At 61.6% G+C, this 21,951-nt stretch carries 12 protein-coding genes; 8 read left to right on the top strand and 4 right to left on the bottom strand.

The window, feature by feature from the left end; all coding sequences use genetic code 11:
• The first annotated feature begins 261 nt into the window (after positions 1 to 261).
• Together ACA061_RS17240 and ctpM are read left to right on the top strand one after the other, a co-directional pair.
• Entirely contained in the window at positions 262 to 1,578 is a 1,317-nt protein-coding gene (locus ACA061_RS17240; RefSeq protein WP_497299697.1) for a Na+/H+ antiporter family protein, read from the top strand.
• A 193-nt stretch (positions 1,579 to 1,771) separates the two neighbouring features.
• Complete coding sequence (gene ctpM / locus ACA061_RS17235; protein ID WP_210553135.1) at positions 1,772 to 3,454, top strand: methyl-accepting chemotaxis protein CtpM; 1,683 nt, start codon at positions 1,772 to 1,774, stop codon at positions 3,452 to 3,454.
• Positions 3,455 to 3,568: 114 nt separating this feature from the next.
• Here ctpM and ACA061_RS17230 read toward each other — a convergent pair whose 3' ends face one another.
• Complete coding sequence (locus ACA061_RS17230) at positions 3,569 to 4,504, bottom strand: LysR family transcriptional regulator (RefSeq protein WP_497299696.1); 936 nt, start codon at positions 4,502 to 4,504, stop codon at positions 3,569 to 3,571.
• A gap of 112 nt (positions 4,505 to 4,616) precedes the next feature.
• Between ACA061_RS17230 and ACA061_RS17225 the strand changes: the two genes are divergently transcribed.
• From ACA061_RS17225 to ACA061_RS17215, 3 genes are all read left to right on the top strand, one after another.
• The gene (locus ACA061_RS17225; protein WP_042560081.1) at positions 4,617 to 5,102 is read left to right on the top strand and encodes a DMT family transporter; all 486 of its coding nucleotides are present in this window, start codon (positions 4,617 to 4,619) and stop codon (positions 5,100 to 5,102) included.
• Between the two features lie 3 nt (positions 5,103 to 5,105).
• Positions 5,106 to 5,561 (top strand): DMT family transporter, encoded by a 456-nt coding sequence (locus tag ACA061_RS17220; protein ID WP_150605317.1) that lies wholly within the window; start codon positions 5,106 to 5,108, stop codon positions 5,559 to 5,561.
• Positions 5,562 to 6,499: 938 nt separating this feature from the next.
• Positions 6,500 to 6,667 carry a metallothionein gene (locus tag ACA061_RS17215; RefSeq protein WP_080896040.1) on the top strand — a complete coding sequence of 56 codons (168 nt, stop codon included), beginning with the start codon at positions 6,500 to 6,502 and terminating at the stop codon, positions 6,665 to 6,667.
• Between the two features lie 23 nt (positions 6,668 to 6,690).
• On the opposite strand, the gene ACA061_RS17210 is transcribed toward ACA061_RS17215, so the two are convergent.
• The 3 genes from ACA061_RS17210 to ACA061_RS17200 form a co-directional block, all read right to left on the bottom strand.
• Positions 6,691 to 6,963 (bottom strand): hypothetical protein, encoded by a 273-nt coding sequence (locus ACA061_RS17210; RefSeq protein ID WP_497299695.1) that lies wholly within the window; start codon positions 6,961 to 6,963, stop codon positions 6,691 to 6,693.
• A 39-nt stretch (positions 6,964 to 7,002) separates the two neighbouring features.
• Positions 7,003 to 7,230: a DUF6555 family protein gene (locus ACA061_RS17205; RefSeq protein WP_034154602.1), complete on the bottom strand. Its 228-nt coding sequence runs from the start codon at positions 7,228 to 7,230 to the stop codon at positions 7,003 to 7,005.
• A 132-nt stretch (positions 7,231 to 7,362) separates the two neighbouring features.
• Entirely contained in the window at positions 7,363 to 8,322 is a 960-nt protein-coding gene (locus tag ACA061_RS17200) for a nucleoside-specific channel-forming protein Tsx (protein WP_497299694.1), read from the bottom strand.
• Between the two features lie 439 nt (positions 8,323 to 8,761).
• On the opposite strand from ACA061_RS17200, the gene ACA061_RS17195 reads away from it, so the two are divergent.
• From ACA061_RS17195 to mnmH, 3 genes are all read left to right on the top strand, one after another.
• The gene (locus ACA061_RS17195) at positions 8,762 to 19,297 is read left to right on the top strand and encodes an autotransporter-associated beta strand repeat-containing protein (RefSeq protein WP_497299693.1); all 10,536 of its coding nucleotides are present in this window, start codon (positions 8,762 to 8,764) and stop codon (positions 19,295 to 19,297) included.
• Between the two features lie 322 nt (positions 19,298 to 19,619).
• Entirely contained in the window at positions 19,620 to 20,654 is a 1,035-nt protein-coding gene (gene selD / locus ACA061_RS17190; protein ID WP_150605309.1) for a selenide, water dikinase SelD, read from the top strand.
• Positions 20,654 to 21,757: a tRNA 2-selenouridine(34) synthase MnmH gene (mnmH, locus tag ACA061_RS17185; protein ID WP_497299692.1), complete on the top strand. Its 1,104-nt coding sequence runs from the start codon at positions 20,654 to 20,656 to the stop codon at positions 21,755 to 21,757. Before selD ends, mnmH begins: the two co-directional genes overlap by 1 nt.
• The last annotated feature ends 194 nt before the right edge of the window (positions 21,758 to 21,951 follow it).

Genomic DNA, 21,951 nt, shown 5'->3' with positions numbered 1-21,951 from the left:
CCAATACCATTCACTTCGATGCACCAGATAAGTCGAAAGATCAAAAACGACGACTGCTGCGCAGCCGATCGGGGATGAATCCCCTCGCCACGGGGGATATTTATCACTCACGGGAGGCGGCGACTTTGACACCACCGCCACTCTGCGGCACAGTGCGCGCCCTTCTAATAAGACCCTCTTTGCAATCCGCCGGTTGACCTATGGCGGACTCATCCTGTCCGGCGGTCGGTTTTCCACCGCAGTGTTTTTTGAGGTAGTGAAATGAATGCAGTCATAGCGGCGGTTGGCATCATGCTGATTCTCAGCCTGTCCCGCGTGCACGTGGTGATCGCTTTGATCGTCGGCGCGCTGGTTGGCGGCCTGACCGGTGGTCTGGGCATCGATGCCACGCTCAAGGCGTTCAACAGCGGCTTGGGCGGCGGGGCGACGGTGGCGTTGTCCTACGCATTGCTCGGCGCTTTCGCCGTGGCGATTGCCAAGTCGGGCCTGGCCCATGCGCTGGCCGACAAGGCCCTGGCAATGGTCGACCGCCAACATGCAACCGGTGGCGGCAACGTCAAATGGCTGCTGATCGGCCTGTTGTGGGTGGTGGCGATTGCCTCGCAGAACATTCTGCCGATCCACATTGCGTTCATTCCGTTGCTGGTACCGCCGCTTCTTTATGTACTGACCAAGCTGCAACTCGACCGCCGCTTGATCGCCTGCGTCATGACTTTCGGTCTGATCACGCCGTACATGTTTCTGCCGGTGGGTTTCGGCAACATCTTCCTCAATGAAATTCTGCTGGCCAACGTCGCCCGCAGCGGCGTCGACATCATTGGCATCAACGTCACCCATGCCATGGGCATCCCGGCGCTGGGCATGGTGTTCGGTCTGGCGATGGCCTTCATCAGCTACCGCAAGCGGCGCGTCTACGATCTGGCGAAGATCGAGCAGGTCGAGCAAGTGGCGGTGCAGTACAACCCGCTGAGCCTGATGATTGCCGGCGTGGCGATTGCCGCCGCGTTCATCGTGCAGTTGCTGCTCGACTCTATGATTATCGGGGCGCTGGTGGGCTTCCTGATCTTCTCGGTGTCGGGCATCGTCAAATGGCGCGACACCGATGATCTGTTCACCGAAGGCATGAAGATGATGGCGATGATCGGCTTCATCATGATCGCCGCCTCAGGCTTCGCCGAGGTGATGAAGGCCACTGGGCAGATACAGACCCTGGTCGAGTCGTCGGCGTCGTTGATCAATCACAGCAAGGGCGTGGGCGTGCTGTTGATGTTGCTGGTCGGATTGCTGGTGACCATGGGCATCGGTTCGTCGTTTTCCACGGTGCCGATTCTGGCGGCGATTTTCGTCCCGCTGTGCGTGCAACTGGGTTTCAGCCCGTTGGCCATCGTCTGCATTGTCGGCACTGCCGGTGCGCTGGGCGATGCCGGTTCGCCGGCCTCGGACTCGACCCTGGGCCCGACCTCCGGCCTGAACATCGACGGTCAGCATCACCATATCTGGGACACCGTGGTGCCAACTTTCCTGCACTACAACCTGCCTTTGCTGGCGTTCGGCTGGGTGGCCGCGATGGTGTTGTAACCGCTGAACCCTGTGGGAGCGGGCTTGCCCGCGATGGCGTCGACACATTCAACAATTATGTGGCAGACACACCGCTATCGCGGGCAAGCCCGCTCCCACAGGGTGATGAGGTGTCTGCTGACTCAACTTTTGACCTGGCGTGCCGTTAAAGCCTTTAACCACGCCAATAAAACCAAAAGAGTGAGCACCCCCAATGCGCCTGAGCCTCAAGGCTAAAGTCCTCTCCCTCGCCGTCCTCCCGGTATTGCTCTTTGCGCTGGTCATCAGCCTGACCACGCTGTTCATTCTTCAGGAACAGGCGCGCGAAGAGGTCGAACAGACCCGCGAGCGCCTGCTCGGCGACGCCAAAGCCACTCTGCAAAGTTACGTCGCCGTGGCCATGACCACGATCAAACCGCTGTACGACGCTGCCGCCCCCGGCGATGAAGCGGCGCGCGCGCAGGCGATCAAACTGCTTTCGGGGATTCGCTACGGCAAGGACGGCTACTTCTTCGGCTACGACTCCGAAACCGTGCGCCTGTTCAAGGCCAACGATCCCGAAGGCGTGGGCAAAAGCTTCAAGGACAACCGCGATCCGAATGGCGTCTACGTCAACCTCGGCCTGGTGAAAGTGGCGAAGGACGGCACGCATTACCTGCAATACAGCTCGCCGCTGCCGGGCAACGCGAAGGTGCTGGTGCCGAAACTCGGCTACACCGAATACCTCGCGAAGTGGGACATGGCGGTCGGTACCTCGGTCAACCTCGACGGCATCGAAGCGCAAGTGGCGTTGGTCGAAACGCAGGTGCAGGAACGCATGCAAGGCGTGGTGCTGAGCATCGTCGGCGTGGCGGTGGTGGTGCTGCTCGTTATTGCGGCGGTGGGGATGCTGCTGGCCAATACCATTTTGCGTCCGCTGACCCAGATGAAAGCCAACCTCGATGACATCGCAGCAGGCGAGGGTGACCTGACACGCCGCCTGAACATCACCAGCCAGGACGAACTGGGTGAACTGGCCGGCTCGTTCAATCGCTTCGTCGACAAGATTCATGGCCTGGTGCGGCAGATCACCGAGATGACCACGCAACTGACCGGGTTGGTGACGCAGGTCTCCGATCAGGCCCAGCGTTCGGATCAGGCGATGGAGCGTCAGCGCCACGAGACCGATCAGGTCGCCACGGCGATCAACGAAATGTCCGCCGCCGCCCAGGAAGTCGCCAAGAGCGCGCAGAACGCCGCCGTCGCCGCCCAGCAAACCGACGAAGAAGGCCAGAGCGCCAAACGCGTGGTCGCGGGCAGCATCAAACAGATTCATGCGCTGGTCGATGACATCCGCAGCAGCGGGGTATCGCTCGATAGCCTGCAACAGGACGTCAGTTCGATTGTCGGCGTGCTCGGGGTGATCCGTTCGATTGCCGAGCAAACCAACCTGCTGGCACTGAACGCGGCAATTGAAGCGGCGCGCGCCGGTGAGGCCGGGCGTGGGTTTGCAGTGGTGGCGGATGAGGTACGTGCGCTGGCCAGTCGTACGCAGATCAGCACCCAGGAAATTCAGGCGATGATTGATCGCTTGCAGGCGGGCACGCAATCGGCGGTCGAGGCGATGCGCCGCTCCAGCGAGGCGGGTGACGGTACATCGGCGCAAGCCAATCAGGCCGGGGCTTCGCTGGATGCGATGGCAGAATTGATTGCGACCATCAACTCGATGAACGCGCAAATTGCCAGCGCTGCCGAGGAGCAGACGGCGGTGGCCGAAGAGATCAACCGCAGCGTGCATCAGATTGCGGTGGCGGTGGATAGCGTGGCGGATGAAACGCAGCTGGGGGCGCAGACTTCGCGCAGTCTGGCGGATCTCGGCCAGCGACTGGGCAAACTGGTTGGGCAGTTCCGAATCTAGGAGCCGTACACAAACCCCTGTAGGAGCTGCCGAAGGCTGCGATCTTTTGATTTTGCTTTTCAGAAGATCAAAAGATCGCAGCCTGCGGCAGCTCCTACAGGGATGGTGTAGTCCTCAAGGCCTGTCCCAGTAAGGCACTTCGCCAAAACATTCGACAAAGAAATCAATCACCGTCCGTACCTTCACCGACAACCGCCGGCTCCCTGGCCACAGCACCGCGATCTGCTGCGGTTCCAGACTGTTCGACACCTGATATTCGCCCAGCACCGGCACCAGCGTGCCTTCGCGCACCGCTTCGCCAATCAGCCATGACGGAAACATCACCAACCCCAGCCCCTGTTCGGCAGCCTGGGTGAGGGTGTCGGCGTGGTTGCCGGTGATCGGCCCCCTCACCGAATAGGGCGTCCAGTCGCCTTGATCCTGACGGAAAAACCAACGCTGCTGGCCAGTCGCGCCTTTGTAGGCCAGACACTGATGTCGCGCGAGTTCGTCGGGATGCTGCGGCGTGCCGTGACGTTTCAGATACGCCGGGCTGGCGGCGACCTGAAAGCGGTGTGGCGCAATTATCCGCGCCTGCATGCTCGAATCGTGTAGCGGGCCGATGCGAAACAACAGGTCTGCACCTTCCTGCAACGGGTCGACGTAATGGTCGGTTTGCTGGATGTCCAGTTGCAGCTTGGGGTAACGGGCGCACAACTGACCGAGCCACGGCGTCAGATGCCGTTGACCAAACACCACCGGGGCATTGATCCGCACAAGGCCGGTGGGTTCGCTTTGCTGTTCCTGCAAGGCTTGTTCGGCTTCTTCCAGTTGCACCAATACCAGGCGCGCATGGTGACCGAGCATGCGCCCGGCTTCGGTCGGCGTGACTGCGCGAGTGTGGCGATAGAGCAATTGCTGGTTCAGCGCTTGTTCCATCAACTGGATCTGCCGCGAGATGGAGGAGGGCGCCACGCCCTCGCGGCGGGCGACTTCGGAGAAGCTGCCGTGGTCGAGCACTGCGACAAACAGTCTGAGTGCCTTGAAACCGAATTCATTGAGCCCGTGCATGGGTCATCCTGCTGTGCGAGTTGCGCAAAAGTGTTGTCCGGATGCTCCCATTTATCGCACAGCGAAGCCAGCCGATAATCCGCGCCATCGTTTACTTGCACAGGTTTTGGTTATGCAAACGTTGGATGAGGTAAGTGTTAGCGCGCCAGTGGCCAAGCCGTTGTTGCGATTGTTGTTGCTGCCGCTGGTGATTCTGGCGGGCATGGGTTTATCAGTGGAGGCGGGCTTGCTCGGGCCGTTGGGGGTGCAGGTCGGGCATTTGTGGGCGACCTTGAGCATCTTTGGCGTCGGCTCGGCGATTCTGTTTTTGCTGCTGTTGTTCGCCGGCCCGCAAAAGGGCCCTGCGCTGACCGATCTGCCGCGCTGGCAGTTGATCGGTGGGTTTCTGGGGCCGATGTATGTGGTGGTTCTGACGTTGGCGACGCCGCATATCGGTATTGCGATGACGATGATCGCGATTCTGTCCGGGCAGGTCGGCAAGAGTGTCTTGATCGATCATTTCGGCTGGTTCGGGGCGACGCGCAAGAAGGTTAACGCTGAGCGTTGGCTGGCGTTGGGGTTGATTGTGGTGGCACTGGTTTTGATTGCGCGGGGGTGAGTGATGAGTCTGATTATTTTGTTGGCAGTGGTGGTATTGGCCGGCGCGGTGTTGAGTGTGCAGGCGGCGATCAATGGGCGTTTGGGTGAAACCGTTGGTGTATTGCGCAGCAGTTTGCTGACGTTTGTGGTGGGCGCGGTGGTGACGGGGTTGTTGATTTTGTTTTTTGAGCCGGCGCAGGCGGTGAGTCTGCTGGATGTGCCCAAGTGGCAGTTGATGGGGGCGCTGTTTGGGGTGGTTTATATGATGGTGATGGTGGGCGCGGTGCCTGTGGTGGGGACGGCTGTGGCGACTGTGGCTGTCATTGTCGGGCAGCTTGGGATGGGGATGTTGATTGATAATTTTGGCTGGTTGGGGAATCCGGCGATTGAGCTTTCTTCCAGTCGGGTTTTGGCGATGGGTTGTTTGGGGTTGGCTTTGGTTTTTATGTATCGCAGTAGTGTTCGTGGGGTTGATTGATTTACTGACTGAGTACATATCCGTTGCTGCGGTGATGGCTGCTTAGGGTTCCGCCCTTACGGCGGGTCACTTTTTCCAGACGCCGAAAAAGTAACCAAAAAGGCTTTGCCCTGACGTACGGCCCTCGCTGTGGCTCGGGTTCCTTCGCTCCGGGTTCATCCGGGGCATCGATTTCGGTTTGCTTCGCTGCACCTCCTTTCGATGTTCCCCCCGGATGAATCCCTGCACTCAGCCTCCCGACGGGCCTTCGAGATCAAGAGCTGCACTCGAGCTAACGCTCATTGTGTTGAGTGGTGAGAGAGCGATGCGGTTGGCTTTGGTTTTGTGGTGGGTTCGCCCTTCATCCAAGCCCTCTCCCGAGGAGAGGGAGAGGGAGAGGGAGAGGGAGAGGGGGCCGATTTTTGGGCTTTTCAAAATCCGTGTTCGACTCGGTATCTCACGTCGATATATCTCTCCCAAACAACGCGGTCAGTCCCCTCTCCCTCCGGGAGAGGGCTAGGGTGAGGGGCTCTTGATCTGGCTCTTGATGTTGCTCTTGCTCTTAGCACCCATCGGCAGGCCGAGCGAAGGTGTTCATCCGGGGGTTAGGCGCGCAGCGCCGTGCGGCGAAGCCGCATACATCGAGAGGAGGTGCAGCGAAGCAAACCGTAGGCGATGCCCCCGGATGGACACCGTAGCGAGGGAACACTGAGCCTCAGCGAAGTGCCGTACGCCGGGGGCAAAGCCTTTTGGTTCCTTTTGGCGTTTGAAAAAGGGACTCGCTGTAAGAGCGAAACCGCCAGCCGCAACACCCGTAGCAACGGATATGCTCACAACTCCCAAAAACCAAAATCCAAACACAAACAAAATCAAAAGATCGCAGCCTTCCGCAGCTCCTACACTGTTGTTTACGGCTTGCATTCAAGCCTCAGACAACCACCACCCAAGGAGTCTGTCCCATGCCTGATAGAAAATGCGATTGTCCCGGATGTAAATGCACCATCAAAGACGGCGAGCATGCGTACGCTGTGCACGGCAAGCACTACTGCTGCGAGGCCTGCGCCCACCACCACAAGGGGGGCGAGGAATGTTCAAGCAAGGGCTGCCAGTGCGCGCATCCCAAGTAAACGTACCCATAAAAAAGTGGAGCCTAATCAGGCTCCACTTCCAGTTTCAGGCTGTCATCTTCCAGCCGCTCGGTATGGCGCACCGTACCTTGTAGCAATCGACCGCCAACCCTGACCACGACGGTTTTCGCCTGATCAAGATCTTCAGGTAACGGTGCCGGCACCCTCAGCGCGAAGCGAAACGGATCATCTTCGACGGGTTCAAGTCCTACCGGGCAGTCGACACTTTTGGTGATACGCCCGAACAAGCTGTCCAGGCCGTAATCCAGATGTGCCGGGCTCAGGAGGTGGGTCATTGTGCTTTCCCCCGAATGATGTCGATCACTGTGCGCAGCTTAGCTGGTCGGTCGCCAAACGACGTTTTCCACGCCGAATTTTTCCGCCATCGGTTTACTGGTCTTCTGCACCTTTTCCCGACCGAAACGCGGGATCCGGCCTACGCCGGCGTCGCAACTCGCCCAATGCCAAGCCTCGGCGTTGTCCATCTTGTCCGAGCGGATAATGAAGGACTTGGGCGTGCCGTGAAGGGTGTAGTCGATGACATAAAGTTTTGCGTTGTTCATAAAGCCCGTATTCCTCCCTGTGGTAATAGAAGGATCGCGGCGCACCGGGAAAATTCACTCGGATTGTCCGACGGTATCTACCCCGATCTGACGGGAGCTACCGATGGCTGCGATCCAGTGATCACTTACCGGTCAGAACTGATACCCGATCCCCGCGTAATACCCCCAACCATTCGAACGCGCGCGGAAATTACCGTCGCCGAAATTCAGCTCGCTGCCGTCCTCCCAGTTGCCGCCGTTGTGGAAATAACGCCCGACCAGGGTGAAGCGCAGATGGGTGAAGGAGTAGAGCAACACGTTGGTCGCCACCGTCGCGTTGGCGGTGCGTGCCGGGTTGTCCTTGTGGATGTCGGAGCCGAAATCGAAGTTGGTGAAGCCGATGTAGGTCAGCGAGGCACCGTTGCTGAATTTGTCGATGGGGATGATGTACTTGAGCTGCGCGCGGTAGCCGTCCCAGGAATATTCGTTGCTCGCGCCGTAGTTTTCCCACTGGTAACGCCCGTACAGGTTGGCCGACAGGTTGACCCGCGAATGGGTGTCGATGTCGGTGCCGAAACCGCTGTAGAGGGTGTTGGCACGATTTTCTTTGCGGCTGCCGTGGTCGTAGATCCAGTCGAAGGCAACATACCATTCCTTGAACGGGCCGATAGCCAGGCTGCGGCCGGCGAGGTAGTCGATGGAGATCCGCGGTTCGTGCTCCATGAACACCGGCGAGCCGTGGTCCCATACGCCTTTGTCGTGGCTGTTGCCGATGTTGAAGATCTTCGGCACGTCGATATAGCCGTATAGCTCGAACGGGCCCTTGCGCCCGAAGTATTCATATTCCAGGTAGATGTCGTCGGCCGGTTGCGGGCCGAAGCTGATGTCTTTGCTGCCGATCAGGGTCAGGTCCTGGTTGTACCAGTCCGACAGGTAAGCGCCTTTTTTCGGCGGGCTGGCTTCAGGGCTGAGGGTTTCGCCCGGGGCGGAGTCGTCGGGCAGAGCCGGTTGCGCAAATGCGCTTTGACTGAGAACTCCGGTAACGCCAGTCAGTAGCAAGGAAACAGCAAACGTGCGCGCTAGGGGCGCGCGAAAAAGGGAAGCGACGTGCATGCAAAGTCCTTTTTTTGCGGATCAAGGCCCGAATTCTTTGGGCCTGGCGGATGTGTGGCGAAAATGCCGTGATTGACGGTTCGCAAACGTTTGCACAAGGCGTACCAGTTTTCTTCCTGCGGCCCTGTAGGAGCTGCGGCACGCTGCGATCTCTTGATCTTGATGTTCACAAGCAACATCAAAAGATCGCAGCGTGCCGCAGCTCCTACAGAGGTATGTGTTACTGCCAGTTCTCCGTGTTCACAGGCTGAAAGCCCTGATTTAGAGGGCCTAGTATTAAAGTATTAACACCATTTAATCCGCTCCCATCTGCGCGGCTCTACTAGCGTTGTCAGCAATCAACGGTTTTGTGATGACCGTCGCAGTCTTGATTCGCGTGCGGAATAAGCCCGACTTTGCACGCTTTCAAGGAAGAATTGGCCACGACAAGGAGTAGCCTGTGCAAGTAAGGTCCGGTGTCGCCCTCGTTTCGCGTTTTTCCCCTCTTTCCCTTGCTGTGCACTTGAGCGTCGCCGGACTGTTGTTCGGCGCAGTGAGCACGCCGGCGTTGGCCACCTGTTCCACCGCAGGTTCTACGGTGACCTGTACCGGCGTGCCGAGCCTGCCGCTGTTTCTTAACAACTTCAACAGCGCTACCAGCGGCCTCACGGTCAACGTCAACAGTGGCGCGCAGATGAACGCGACCCTGGGCGGCCACGTGATGGACCTGACCGGGGTGAACATCACCCTCAACAACTCCGGCACACTTGATCCGGCATTACTGGGTCTGGTCTCGGTATTGAGTGGCGGTGCATTCATCGGGACCGGCGCGACGAGTACGGTCAGCGTGCTCAACAACGCCAGCGGCATCATTCGCGGCACCGGCATGTTGCTCGGGCTCAACCTGACCAGCATCGACGGCCTGGGCATTGCGGTTAACAACGCGGCGGCCGGTACCACCAGCATCACCAACAACGGCACCATCACCTCCACGGGATTATCAATTGGGGGCATCACCCTGGCCGATACCCCGGTGGTGGGGGTCTACGGTGGCTCGCAAGTCAACATGACCAACAGCAGCACCGGCGTCATCAACGGCCGGATCGCGTTCGAAACATCGGCGGCGGGCAATACGTTTACCAACGCCGGCGCGATTACCGGCGGCGTGTCGATGGGCGCAAGCAGCACCAACACGTTCACGGCGATTACCGGTTCTTCGGTGCAGGTCGGTGACGGTATTCAGGTTTCGGTGGGGCTCGGTGGCCTGATCGGCATCAACCTGACCTTCGCCCCGACCGGCACCGTCGATGGCGGCGCAGGCGGTACCAACAGTCTGATCCTGCAGAACCCGATCGGCGTCGGCGGCGGCACCACCGGGGTCGGCACGGCGTCGAGCGCCACCTACATAAACTTCAACAACCTGACCATCAACAGCGGCACCTGGACCTTGCAGGGACCATTGGTCAGTGGCGCGACTACGCTCAATGGCGGCGTCGCCCAGTTCAACAACAACGCCACGTTTGGCAGCGGGGTGATCACCTCCAACGGCGGGATTTTGCAGGCGAGCAACGCCGGGTTGAACGTCAGCAATCTGATCTCGTTGGGCGCCGGCGGCGTGACAGTGCAAGGCACCAATGCAACAACCCTGAGCGGGGTGATTTCCGGCAGCGGTGGCCTGACCAAGGTCGGTGCCGGCCAGTTGAACCTCAGCGCGGCCAATACCTATCTGGGCAACACCGCGCTCAACGGTGGCACGGTACAGGTCAGCAACAATCAGGCCTTTAGTACCGGCACCCTCAATGTGACCGGCGCAACTACCGTGAGCGCCCCCGGCACGATCAGCCTGAACAACGCCATCAACCTCGGCGGCACATTGACGGCTGGCGGCACGGGAGCGCTGACCCTTGGCGGCCTGATCAGCGGCGCAAGCGGGCTGACCAAAACCGGCACCGGCAGCCTGACCCTCAGCGGCGCCAACAGCGGTTACACCGGCACCACTACCCTGAGTGCCGGCAGTTTGCTGGTGACCAACAACAATTCGCTGGGCAGCGGAGCGCTCACCACTGCTGCCGGCACCAGTCTCGACAGCACCGCCAACGTCAGCCTAGCCAACAACATCGCAATGACCGGCGCGCTCAACGTGCTGGGAAGCAATGCCCTGACTCTCGGCGGTATCCTCTCTGGCACCGGCGCCATCACCAAAAGCGGCACCGCCAGCCTGACGCTGACCGGCAACAACACCAACGCCGGCACCACCTTGCTCAACGCCGGCAGTCTGTTTGTCGGCAGCAACACCGCGCTCGGCACGGGCGCACTGAATGCGGCGGCCGGCACCACGCTGGATGCGACCGCTGCCGTGACCCTCGCCAACGCCGTCGCGCTGGCGGCGGATCTGACCATCGGCGGCACGCAGGCGTTGGGTCTGAGCGGCGTGATCAGTGGTGCCGGCAACCTGATCAAGAACGGTACCGCCGACCTGACCCTCAGCGGCAACAATACGTTCTCCGGCGGCACTGCGCTCAATGCTGGCACGCTGATTGTCGGCTCCAACACTGCGCTGGGTGCGGGTGCCTTGACGACCGCGGCGGGCACCAAGCTTGATGCCAGCAGCGCGGTTGCATTGACCAACGCCGTTTCCCTGGGTGGCGATCTGGAAGTCCGTGGCAGCGCTGACCTGACCCTCGGCGGCGTTATCAGTGGCAGTGGCGGGCTGACCAAACGCGGCTTCACTAACCTGATTCTCAACGGCGCCAACACCTATCTCGGCGATACCACGCTGGCCGCCGGCACCCTCACCGTGGGCAATGCTACTGCGTTGGGCAGCGGTGCGCTGAACGTCATCGATGTTTCAGCACTGGACAGCAACACCGCCGTCAACCTGAGCAATAACGTCAACCTCAACAGCAGTGCCCTGACCATCGGCGGCAGCAGCGGCCTGACCCTTTCCGGCGTGATCAACGGCGCCGGTCAGTTGCTCAAGAATGGCGCGGCCAACCTGACCCTGAGCGGCGCCAACACGTTCACTGGCGGTACCACGTTGAACGCCGGCAGTCTGACTGTCGGCAATGGCGCAGCACTCGGCACTGGCGCACTGACCGTGGCCGGGGCGGGCACCCTCAACAGCAGCTCGGCGCTGACCCTGAACAACGCGATTACCCTCAACGCCAACCTCACCGCCGGCGGCGCCAACGCGCTCACCCTCGACGGCGTGATCAGTGGCGCCAACGGTTTGATCAAGACGGGCGCGTCGAGCCTGACCCTCAACGGCGCCAACACCTACACCGGTACCACGGCGCTGAACGCCGGTTCGCTGATCGTCGGTTCCAGCACCGCATTGGGCACGGGCAGCGTGAACGCGGCGAACGGCACAACACTGGATGCCAACGCTGCGGCGACCCTCGCCAACAACCTCAACCTCGGCGGCACGCTGACCCTGGGCGGCACCAATGCGCTGACCCTCGACGGCGTGGTCGCCGGTATCGGTGGGCTGGTCAAGAACGGCGCCGCCGACCTGACCCTCAACGGCGCCAACACCTATTTTGGCAACACCGCCCTGAACACCGGCAAACTGATCGTCGGCAGCAACACCGCGCTGGGCTCTGGCACATTGAACGCGGCGGCAGGCACCACGCTGGACGCCAACACCGCCGTCAGCCTGAACAACGCGGTGGCATTGGCCGGTGCCTTGAACGTCGGCGGCACGGCGAATCTGACCCTGACCGGTCTGGTCAGCGGCGCTGGCAGCCTGGTGAAAGACGGCCCGGCCAATCTGATTCTCAACGCGGCCAACAACTTCATCGGCGGCACCACCCTGAACGCCGGTACGCTGACCGTCGGCAACAGCTCGGCACTGGGTTCCGGCGCACTGACGGTTGCGGGCGCGGCGACATTGGACAGCAATTCGCCGCTGGTCAGTCTCAACAACGCTGTCGCGCTCAATGCGGCGCTGACCGTCGGCGGTACGCAGAACCTGACCCTTGGCGGTATCACTAGCGGCACCGGCCAGTTGATCAAGGACGGCGCGGCCAACCTGACGCTCAACGGCAACAACACCTTCAGCGGCGGCACCGCGCTCAATGCCGGCACCCTGACGCTGGGCAATGCCAACGGTTTGGGCAGCGGTGGGTTGATCGTCGGTGGCGCTGCAACCCTGGATAACAGCGCTTCCTTCGGGATCGGCAATGCGATCACGTTGAACGCCGGGCTGACCGTCGCGGGCAACAACGACTTGAGCCTCAACGGCGTTATCGACGGCGCCGGCAGTCTGACCAAAAACGGTCTGTCAGACCTGACCCTGGCCGGCAACAACACCTTTACCGGAGCGCTGAATATTGTGTCCGGCAGCGTCACCACCCTCAACACCAACGCGCTGGGCAACACCTCCGGCGTCAACATCAGCGCCGGCGCCGGGCTGAATCTGGGCAGCGACGCCAGCCTCGGCGCGCTGACCGGTAGCGGCAGTGTGCAGCTCACCGGCAGCAACACGCTGACCGTCGGCAGTGGCAACGTCACCAGCACGTTCGACGGCGACCTCAGCGGCAGCGGCGGCCTGGTCAAAGTCGGCACCGGCACGTTGAACCTCACCGGGATCAACGGCATCACCGGCGATACCGCGATCAACAGCGGCATCGTGAACCTCAGCGGTTCGCTGGCCAGCGCGCTGATTAACGTCAATACCGGCGGTACCCTGACCGGTACCGGTTCGGCGCTCGGTGCGGTGAACGTCAACAGCGGCGGCCATCTGGCGTTGTCGTCGGGCAATCAACTGTCCGCCGGTGCGCTGACCCTCGCGGCCGGCAGCAATGTTGATGTGGCACTGGGGACACCGTCGACCGCGTCGTTGATGAATGTCGGCGGCAACCTCACCCTCGACGGCAATCTCAACGTCACCGACGCCGGCGGTTTCGGCGTTGGCGTGTATCGCCTGTTCAACTACACCGGTGCCCTGACCGATCTGGGGCTGGATGTCGCAGGTGTGCCGGTCGGCTACGGCCTCGGCGACTTGATCGTGCAAACCGGTGTGGCCAATCAGATCAACATTCAAGTGTCGGCACCGAACGTGAACATCCGTTATTGGGATGGCAGCCAGACCATTGCCAACGGCGTCGTCGATGGCGGCAGCGGTACCTGGAATGCGGTTGGTACCAACTGGACCGATGCCAACGGTCTGGTGAATCAACCGTGGGCGGGCGACTTCGCGGTATTCCAGGGCACGGCGGGTACGGTGACGGTCAACGGCACGCAAGCGTTCACCGGCATGCAGTTCCTCACCGATGGCTACAACGTAGTGAATGGCACGGCGGGGCAACTGACCGCCGTCAACGGCACCGGCGGCACCGCAGCGTTGCGGGTTGATCCGGGCGTGACCGCGACCATCGGCGCCAATATCGATGGCAGCGGCATCCTCAACAAACTCGATACCGGCACCCTGGTGCTCAACGGCGCCAACACCTACAGCGGCGGCACGCAACTCGACGGCGGCAAGATCGTCGTTGGCAGCAACACCGCGCTGGGCAGCGGCACACTGACCGCCAACGCCGGCACGCAACTGGACAGCAACGCTGCGGTGACTCTCGGCAACGCTGCGACCCTTAATGGCAACCTCACCGTAGTCGGCAGCAATGCGCTGACGCTCAACGGCGTGATCGGCGGTACTGGCGGCCTGATCAAAACCGGCGCGGCCAACCTGACGCTTGGCGGCAACAATGCCTTCCTCGGGCCGGTGGCGCTGAATGCCGGCGGACTGATTCTGGCGTCGAACTCGGCACTGGGTTCAGGCACGCTGAACGCGGCGGGCGGCACCACGCTGGATGCGAGCACGGCGGTGGCGGTGAATAACGCGGTCAACCTGGCGGGTAACCTCGGCGTTGGCGGCACGGCGGATCTGACGCTTGCCGGCACGATCAACGGCGCTGGTAGCCTGACTAAAAACGGCGCGGCCAACCTGACCCTGAGCGGCAATAACAACTTCCTCGGCGGCATCAACCTGAGCGCCGGCACCCTGACCGCGGGCAGCAACTCGGCGCTGGGGCTGGGCAACCTCACCGTGGCCGGCGCCTCGGCGCTGGACAGCAACAGTGCGCTGAGCCTGGGCAACAACATCGTGCTCAACGCCAACCTGAGCAACACCGGCAGTAATAACCTGACCCTCGCGGGTGTGGTCAGCGGCGCTGGCGGACTGATCAAGGACGGCGCGTCGAATCTGACGCTTAACGGCGTCAATACCTACAGCGGCGGCACTACGCTGAACGCCGGCACGCTGACCATCGGCACTGGCTCCTCGCTGGGTTCCGGCGCGCTGACCGTTGCAGGTGCATCGACCCTCGACAACGCCGCACCGCTGGTGCTGGCCAACAACATCAACGTCAATGCCAATTTGAGCTTCACTGGTAACAGCGGCCTGACGCTGGGCGGTGTGATCGCCGGCGCTGGCACGTTGACCAAGAACGGTCTGGCGGTATTGACGCTCAGTGGCAACAACACCTTCAACGGCCTGATCGATGTACTGGCCGGCAGCCTGAACACTGTCGGCAGCACCGCGCTGGGTGATAACGCTGCCGTCAATCTTGCCGTCGGTACCACGCTCAACATCGGCGATTCGACCAGCATCGGCAGCCTGACCGGTGACGGTACGGTTGGCATCGGTGACTTTGACACCCTGAGCATCGGAGGCAACAACCAGAGCAGCACATTCGCTGGCGTCCTCATGGACGGCATCGATCCGGGGGGGTTGACCAAGCTGGGCAGCGGTACATTGACCCTGACCGGCAACAACACCCTCACGGGCGACACCAACGTCAACGCCGGCACCTTGCAGGTCAACGGTTCGCTGGCCAGCGCCAATGTGCTGGTCAACAACGGTGGCACACTCGGCGGCAGCGGCACGCTGACCAGTGCGGTAACCGTGGCCGATGGCGGACATCTGGCGGGCGTCACCGGCAGCACCTTGTCGGTGGATTCCCTGGTGTTCAACGGCAATTCCAACTTCGATGTTGGTCTCGGCACCCCGGTGTCTGGTGGCGGTAACGCGCTGGTCAACGTCGGCGGCAACCTGACCCTCGACGGTACCCTCAACGTCAGCGACATCGGCGGCTTCGGCAGCGGTGTATATCGCCTGATCAACTACACCGGTGGCCTGACCGACAACGGCATGCTCATCGGCACCGTGCCGGGCAGCGTCATCCCGGGCGATCTGACTCTGCAAACCGCGGTGGCCAACCAGCTCAACCTGCTGGTCACCGCGCCCGCCGCCACCGTGCAGTTCTGGGACGGTAATCAACTGATCGCCAACGGCACGGTCGACGGTGGCAGCGGTACCTGGGGCACCGGCACCACCAACTGGACCGACGTCAACGGCACTACCAATCAGGGCTGGACCAGCAACTTCGCCGTGTTCCAGGGCGCGGCGGGCACGGTTACGGTCAACGGCGCGCAAACCATCACTGGCATGCAGTTCGTCACCGATGGCTACAGCCTGCAAAACGGCACAGCGGGATCGCTCAATCTGGTCAACGGTTCGCTCGGCAACGCCTCGGTGCGCGTCGATCCGAACGCCACGGCAACCGTCGGTGTAGCGCTCAACGGCGCAGGCACCCTCGGCAAATACGACACCGGCACACTGGTGCTCAACGCTGCCAACGGCTACACCGGCGGCACCGCGCTCAATGGTGGCACGATCGTGGTCGGTAATAACGCGGCGCTCGGCACTGGCGTGTTGACTGCAGCGGATGGCACTGCGCTGGACAGCAACGCCGCTGTCAGCCTCGGCAATGATGTGGTGCTCAATGGAGGATTGAACGTCGCCGGCTCCAACGCCTTGACCTTGGGTGGAGTCGTCAGCGGCAGCGGCAGTCTGATCAAGACTGGCGCATCGAGCCTGACCCTCAACGGCAGCAATACCTACGGCGGTGGCACTCAGCTCGCCGGCGGGTCGCTGATCCTCGGCAACAACAGCGCGATCAGTAGCGGTGCGCTCAACGTTACTGGCAACGGCACTCTGGACAGCACCTCGGCGCTGCAACTGGCCAACGCCATCAACCTTGGCGCCGAGCTGACGCTGGCCGGCAATCAGAACACCACGCTGATCGGCGCGGTAACGGGTACCGGCAGTCTGGTGAAAAACGGTACGGGCGAACTCGTGCTCAGCGGCGCCAACACCTACAGCGGTGGCACCACGCTGAACGGCGGCAGCACCCTTGGCGACACCAGCAGCCTGCAAGGTGCAATCGTCAACAACGCGGCGCTGACTTTCGAGCAAAACGCCGACGGCAGCTACACCGGCAACCTCACCGGTACCGGCACGCTGAACAAAACCGGCAGCGGCGAATTGCTGCTGACCGGCAACAACAGCTTCACTGGCAGCACCTCAGTCCAGGCCGGCACCTTGACCGTCAACGGTGTGCTCAACAGCGCCAACGTCAACGTCGCCAGCGGCGCGCAGATTGGCGGTGGCGGTCAGTTGGGCGGTTCGTTGCAACTGGCCGACGGCGCGACGCTGGCCGGTGGCGGCACGGCGACACCGATGTCGGTCGGTGCGTTGGCGCTGTCTTCGGGGACTGATCTGGACTTCAGCCTCGGCTCTGCCGCCAGCTCGACCACCGTGGTCAATGTTGCCGGCAACCTGACCCTCGACGGCACGCTGAATATCAACAACGCCGGCGGTTTCGGCACCGGGGTCTATCAGCTGTTCAGCTACGGCGGCAGCCTGACCGACAACGGTCTGGTCTACGGCAGCCTGCCGGTATCGGCGGCCAACCTGACGCTGCAAACCGCCATTGCCAATCAGATCAATTTGCTGGTGCAAGGCTCGCCGGGTGAAGTGCAGTTCTGGAACGGCGGCACCACCAATCCTGATGGCAGCATCGGTGGCGGCAGTGGTGTGTGGGGGCCGGGTACCAACTGGACTGATCCGAGCGGTACTCAGGCACTCGGTGCCAACGGCCAATTCGCCGTGTTCGGCGGGCAGGCTGGCACTGTCACGGTGCAGGGCAATCAGAACTTCACCGGCCTGCAATTCCTCTCGGGCGGTTACAGCCTGGTGCCTGACGCTGGCGGCACACTGACTCCGGTCAATGGTGCGGACGGCAGCCTCGCACCGGTGCGGGTGAATGCCGGGGCGAGTACGGAAATCTCCGTGCCGCTGGTGGGCACGGGCGGTATCGAGAAGCTCGATTCCGGCACCTTGGTATTGAGCGGCGCTAACACTTACAGCGGGGGCACCACAGTCAGCGGCGGTACGCTGGTCGGTAATAGCACCAGTCTGCAAGGCAACATTCTCAACAACGCTTCGTTGGTGTTCCAGCAGAATACCGACGGTCGGTTCAATGGTGTGCTCAGTGGCCTCGGCGACATGGCCAAACGGGGCACCGGCACCTTGCTGTTGACCGGTGACAACCCGTTCAGCGGCACCGTGGCAGTCGATCAAGGCGTGCTGCAAGTCGGCAGCCGCGCTGCGCGGGCCTCGTTCGGCGGGCAAGTCACTGTCGCCAACGGCGCCGCGCTCAGCGGTAACGGCAGCGTCGGTTCGCTGGTCAACAATGGTCTGGTGCAATCCGGAGCCGAGGCGGGCACTTTGAGTGTTGCCGGCAACCTGACCAATGCTGCCAACGGCGTGCTCGCCCTGACAGTCAGCTCGCCGACCGCGACGCCTTTGGCTGTCGGCGGCACTGCGACGCTGGGTGGCGGGTTACAAGTCAACGCTCTGGCGCCGTTCACCGGCAACACCACGTATTCGCTGATCACGGCGGGCGGCGGGGTGATCGGTACCTTCAGCGCTGCGGATCTACCGCAATACGCGTTCCTCGATTCGGCCCTGGTGTACGACGCCAACGCGGTAAACCTGGTGGTCAGCCGCAACGGCAACTCGTTCGCCGACGTCGCCGCCACGGGTAACCAGCGCAACACCGCTTCGGCGTTGTCGCGCAACGGTGCGGCCGGCGCTGCGTTGCAGAACGAGATCGTCAACCTCAGTGTCGCGGGTGCGCGTAATGCCTTCGACAATCTGTCCGGGGAGATTCATGCCAGCACCGCCAGTGCGATCCTCGAGGATTCACGTTACGTGCGCGAAGCCGTCAACGACCGCATGCGCCAGCCTTCGTGCAGTGCGCCGGATGATCCGCGCCGAGCCCTGGCGCCAAGTGACAACCAACTGAGCAGCAACGGTTGCCATGGCGAAATGGTCGGTTGGGCCCGCGCACTCGGCGCGTGGGGTGAGTCGGATGGCGACAGCAACAGCGCCAGCCTCGACCGCAACCTCAGCGGCTTCATGCTCGGCACCGACAAGCAACTCGATGACCAGTGGCGCGTGGGCATGGCCGCCGGTTACACCCGCAGCGACCTTGATGCGCATGATCGTCGCTCGGATGCCACGGTCGAAAGCTATCACCTGGCTGCATATCTCAACTCGCAGTTCGATGCTTTGGCAGTGCGCCTCGGCGCGGCATACAGCTGGCACGACATCGAGACCAAACGCGACGTCAGCGTCGGCACCTACAACGACCGTCTGGAGGCCAATTACGACGCCCGCAGCGCTCAGGTGTTCGGTGAAGTCGGTTACACAATGGAAGCCGCCGGCATTGCTCTGGAGCCGTTCGCCGGTCTGGCCTACGTCAACTACGACACCGACAAGGCCAAGGAAAAAGGCGGCGTGGGACGCCTGAAGGCTGATGCCGATCAGGACATCACCTTCTCGACCCTCGGCCTGCGCGCCGGCAAAGTCATCACCCTGGCCAACGGCGGGCAATTCACCCCGCGCGCTGCCATCGGATGGCGACATGCGTTCGGCGACACCAAACCCGACGCGGATCTGAGCTTCATCGACGGCGGCGCCTCGTTCAGCACCCAAGGCGTACCGATTGCCAAGGACAGCGCGATTGTCGAAGCGGGGGTGGACTTCCAGATCAGCCCGACCGGCAAACTGGGCATTGGTTATTCGGGGCAACTGTCGAACGACAACAACGACCATGCGATGACCGTCAGCTTCAGCCTTGGCTTCTGATTTAGGGTCGAAGCACTTTTAACCGCCCGAAAGGGCGGTTTTTTTGCAGGGTCAAAAGATCGCAGCCTGCGGCAACTCCTACAGGGAAACGCGAATGCATGTGTAGGAGCTGCCGCAGGCTGCGATCTTTTGATCTGCTCCATGTGTCAGTAAGGATTGTTGGGCCCACAGTTCACCTGCTGTGGATACAGGATTTGTGGCAGACAGAGTTCAATTGTGGGAGCCAGCCTGCTGGCGATTGGGGCCCTGTCATTCACCACAAAAATCAGCCACCCCGCGCTCTGCTAGAATGCGCCCCATTCCCTGCCAGAGACCCTTTGCCATGAGCGAGCCGATTCGCCTCACCCAATACAGCCACGGCGCCGGTTGCGGCTGCAAGATTTCCCCGCAGGTGCTGGAGGTGATTCTGGCCGGCAGCGGCGCGCAGAACCTTGACCCGAAACTGTGGGTCGGCAACGCCTCGCGTGATGACGCGGCGGTGTACGAGATCGATGCCGAGCGCGGTGTGGTGTCGACCACGGACTTCTTCATGCCGATCGTCGATGATCCGTTCGACTTCGGGCGCATTGCCGCGACCAACGCGATTAGCGACATCTATGCCATGGGCGGTGATCCGTTGATGGCGATTGCGATTCTCGGCTGGCCGGTGAATGTGCTGGCGCCGGAAGTGGCGCGGGAAGTGATCCGTGGCGGCCGTGCGGTGTGCGACGCCGCCGGCATTGCGTTGGCGGGCGGGCATTCGATTGATGCGCCAGAACCGATTTTCGGCCTCGCGGTGACCGGTCTGGTGGAAAAACGCCACATGAAGCGCAACGACACCGCCACCGCCGGTTGCCTGCTGTACCTGACCAAACCGCTGGGCATCGGCATCCTCACCACGGCCGAAAAGAAAGGCAAGTTACGTCCTGCCGACGTCGGCGTCGCTCGCGACTGGATGTGCACGCTGAACAAGCCCGGCAGCCGTTTCGGCAAACTCGCTGGCGTTACGGCGATGACCGACGTCACCGGTTTCGGTCTGCTCGGGCATCTGGTGGAAATGGCCGACGGCAGCCAGCTCACGGCGCGCATTGCCTACGACCGTGTGCCGCGTCTGGACAGCGTCGAGTATTACCTTGAGCAGGGCTGTGTTCCCGGCGGCACGTTGCGCAACTTCGACAGTTATTCGAGCAAGGTTGGCCGTGTGCAGGAACTGCACAAACGTGTGCTCTGCGACCCGCAAACCAGCGGCGGTCTGTTGATCGCGGTAACGCCTGAAGGCAATGACGAGTTCCTCGCCGTCGCCGCCGAATTGGGCCTGAATCTGGCGCCAATTGGTGAACTGGTCGAGCGACAGACGAACGCAGTCGAGGTGATTTGATGCTCCGCGACTGCACCGATTACCGCGATATTTTCCTCAACGATCGGCCGCTGATGGACGCCCGCGCGCCGGTCGAGTTTCACAAAGGTGCGTTCCCTGGCGTGATCAATCTGCCGCTGATGAATGACATCGAGCGGCAGAAAATCGGCACCTGCTACAAGCAGCACGGCCAGCAGGCCGCCATTGAGTTGGGTCATCAAATGGTGTCCGGTGCGGTGAAGGCCGAGCGTATTCAGGCCTGGGCGGACTTCGCCCGGGCCCATCCCGACGGTTACCTCTATTGCTTCCGTGGCGGGCTGCGTTCGCAGATCACCCAACAATGGCTGCGTGACGAAGCCGGCATTGACTATCCGCGCGTCGGCGGCGGTTACAAGGCGATGCGCAGCTTCCTTATCGACACCACTGAACAAGCCATCGCGCAGTGTGATTTCGTACTGCTGGGCGGGATGACCGGCACCGGCAAGACCGAAGTGCTGGTGCAATTGCGCAACGGGCTGGATCTGGAAGGACACGCCAATCACCGGGGTTCCAGTTTCGGTAAACGCGCCACCGGGCAGCCGTCGAACATCGATTTCGAGAACCGTTTGGCCATCGACATTCTCAAGAAGCGTAATGCCGGTATCGAACAGTTTGTGCTGGAGGACGAGAGTCGGGTGGTCGGCAGTTGCGCCTTGCCGCTGGCGATGTATCAGGGCATGCAGCAGTACCCGATGGTCTGGCTGGAAGACAGTTTTGAAGATCGCGTGGAGCGGATTCTGCGTGATTACGTGGTCGATCTGTCTGCCGAGTTTGCATCGGTGCATGGCGAGGAAGGTTTTGCGCTGTTCGCAGAGCGGCTGCTGGAGAGCCTGAACAACGTTCAGAAACGCCTGGGTGGCGAGCGCCATCGGCGGCTGTTCGATTTGATGGAAGCGGCGCTGGCAGAGCAGGCCCACCGTGGCGCGGTGGATTTGCATCGCGGCTGGATCGAGGGGTTGCTGCGTGAATATTACGACCCGATGTATGTGTTTCAGCGCGAGAAGAAGGGCGGGCGGATCGAGTTTGCCGGGGAGCAGGGGGCGGTTATCGAGTATCTGCGCGAGCGGGTGAAGCAGAAAGTTTGATGGCGTGTTTGCCGGCCTAATCGCTGGCAAGCCAGCTCCCACAGTGTTGTGTGGTCACCGCAAATATGCGCAGCATTCAAAACCTGTGGGAGCCTGGCTTGCCAGTGATGAGGCCATCACTGACAGTAGAAGACTCAAGTCAGGCAAGTGTCCCAGCCATCATCCAGCCTTCCACAGCATTCATTGTGCATTCA

The organism is Pseudomonas sp. LBUM1668, assembly GCF_059695715.1.
Note: the sequence above shows the minus strand (reverse complement) of the source record. Positions and strands in the feature narration are given on the sequence as shown.

Excerpts from the sequence above, each read along its gene's own strand:
- ctpM (WP_210553135.1), top strand. The coding sequence starts at position 1,772 with ATGCGCCTGAGCCTCAAGGCTAAAGTCCTCTCCCTCGCCGTCCTCCCG.
- ACA061_RS17220 (WP_150605317.1), top strand. The coding sequence starts at position 5,106 with ATGAGTCTGATTATTTTGTTGGCAGTGGTGGTATTGGCCGGCGCGGTG.
- ACA061_RS17210 (WP_497299695.1), bottom strand. The coding sequence starts at position 6,963 with ATGACCCACCTCCTGAGCCCGGCACATCTGGATTACGGCCTGGACAGC.
- ACA061_RS17215 (WP_080896040.1), top strand. The coding sequence starts at position 6,500 with ATGCCTGATAGAAAATGCGATTGTCCCGGATGTAAATGCACCATCAAA.
- mnmH (WP_497299692.1), top strand. The coding sequence starts at position 20,654 with ATGCTCCGCGACTGCACCGATTACCGCGATATTTTCCTCAACGATCGG.
- ACA061_RS17230 (WP_497299696.1), bottom strand. The coding sequence starts at position 4,504 with ATGCACGGGCTCAATGAATTCGGTTTCAAGGCACTCAGACTGTTTGTC.
- ACA061_RS17225 (WP_042560081.1), top strand. The coding sequence starts at position 4,617 with ATGCAAACGTTGGATGAGGTAAGTGTTAGCGCGCCAGTGGCCAAGCCG.
- ACA061_RS17240 (WP_497299697.1), top strand. The coding sequence starts at position 262 with ATGAATGCAGTCATAGCGGCGGTTGGCATCATGCTGATTCTCAGCCTG.
- selD (WP_150605309.1), top strand. The coding sequence starts at position 19,620 with ATGAGCGAGCCGATTCGCCTCACCCAATACAGCCACGGCGCCGGTTGC.
- ACA061_RS17205 (WP_034154602.1), bottom strand. The coding sequence starts at position 7,230 with ATGAACAACGCAAAACTTTATGTCATCGACTACACCCTTCACGGCACG.
- ACA061_RS17200 (WP_497299694.1), bottom strand. The coding sequence starts at position 8,322 with ATGCACGTCGCTTCCCTTTTTCGCGCGCCCCTAGCGCGCACGTTTGCT.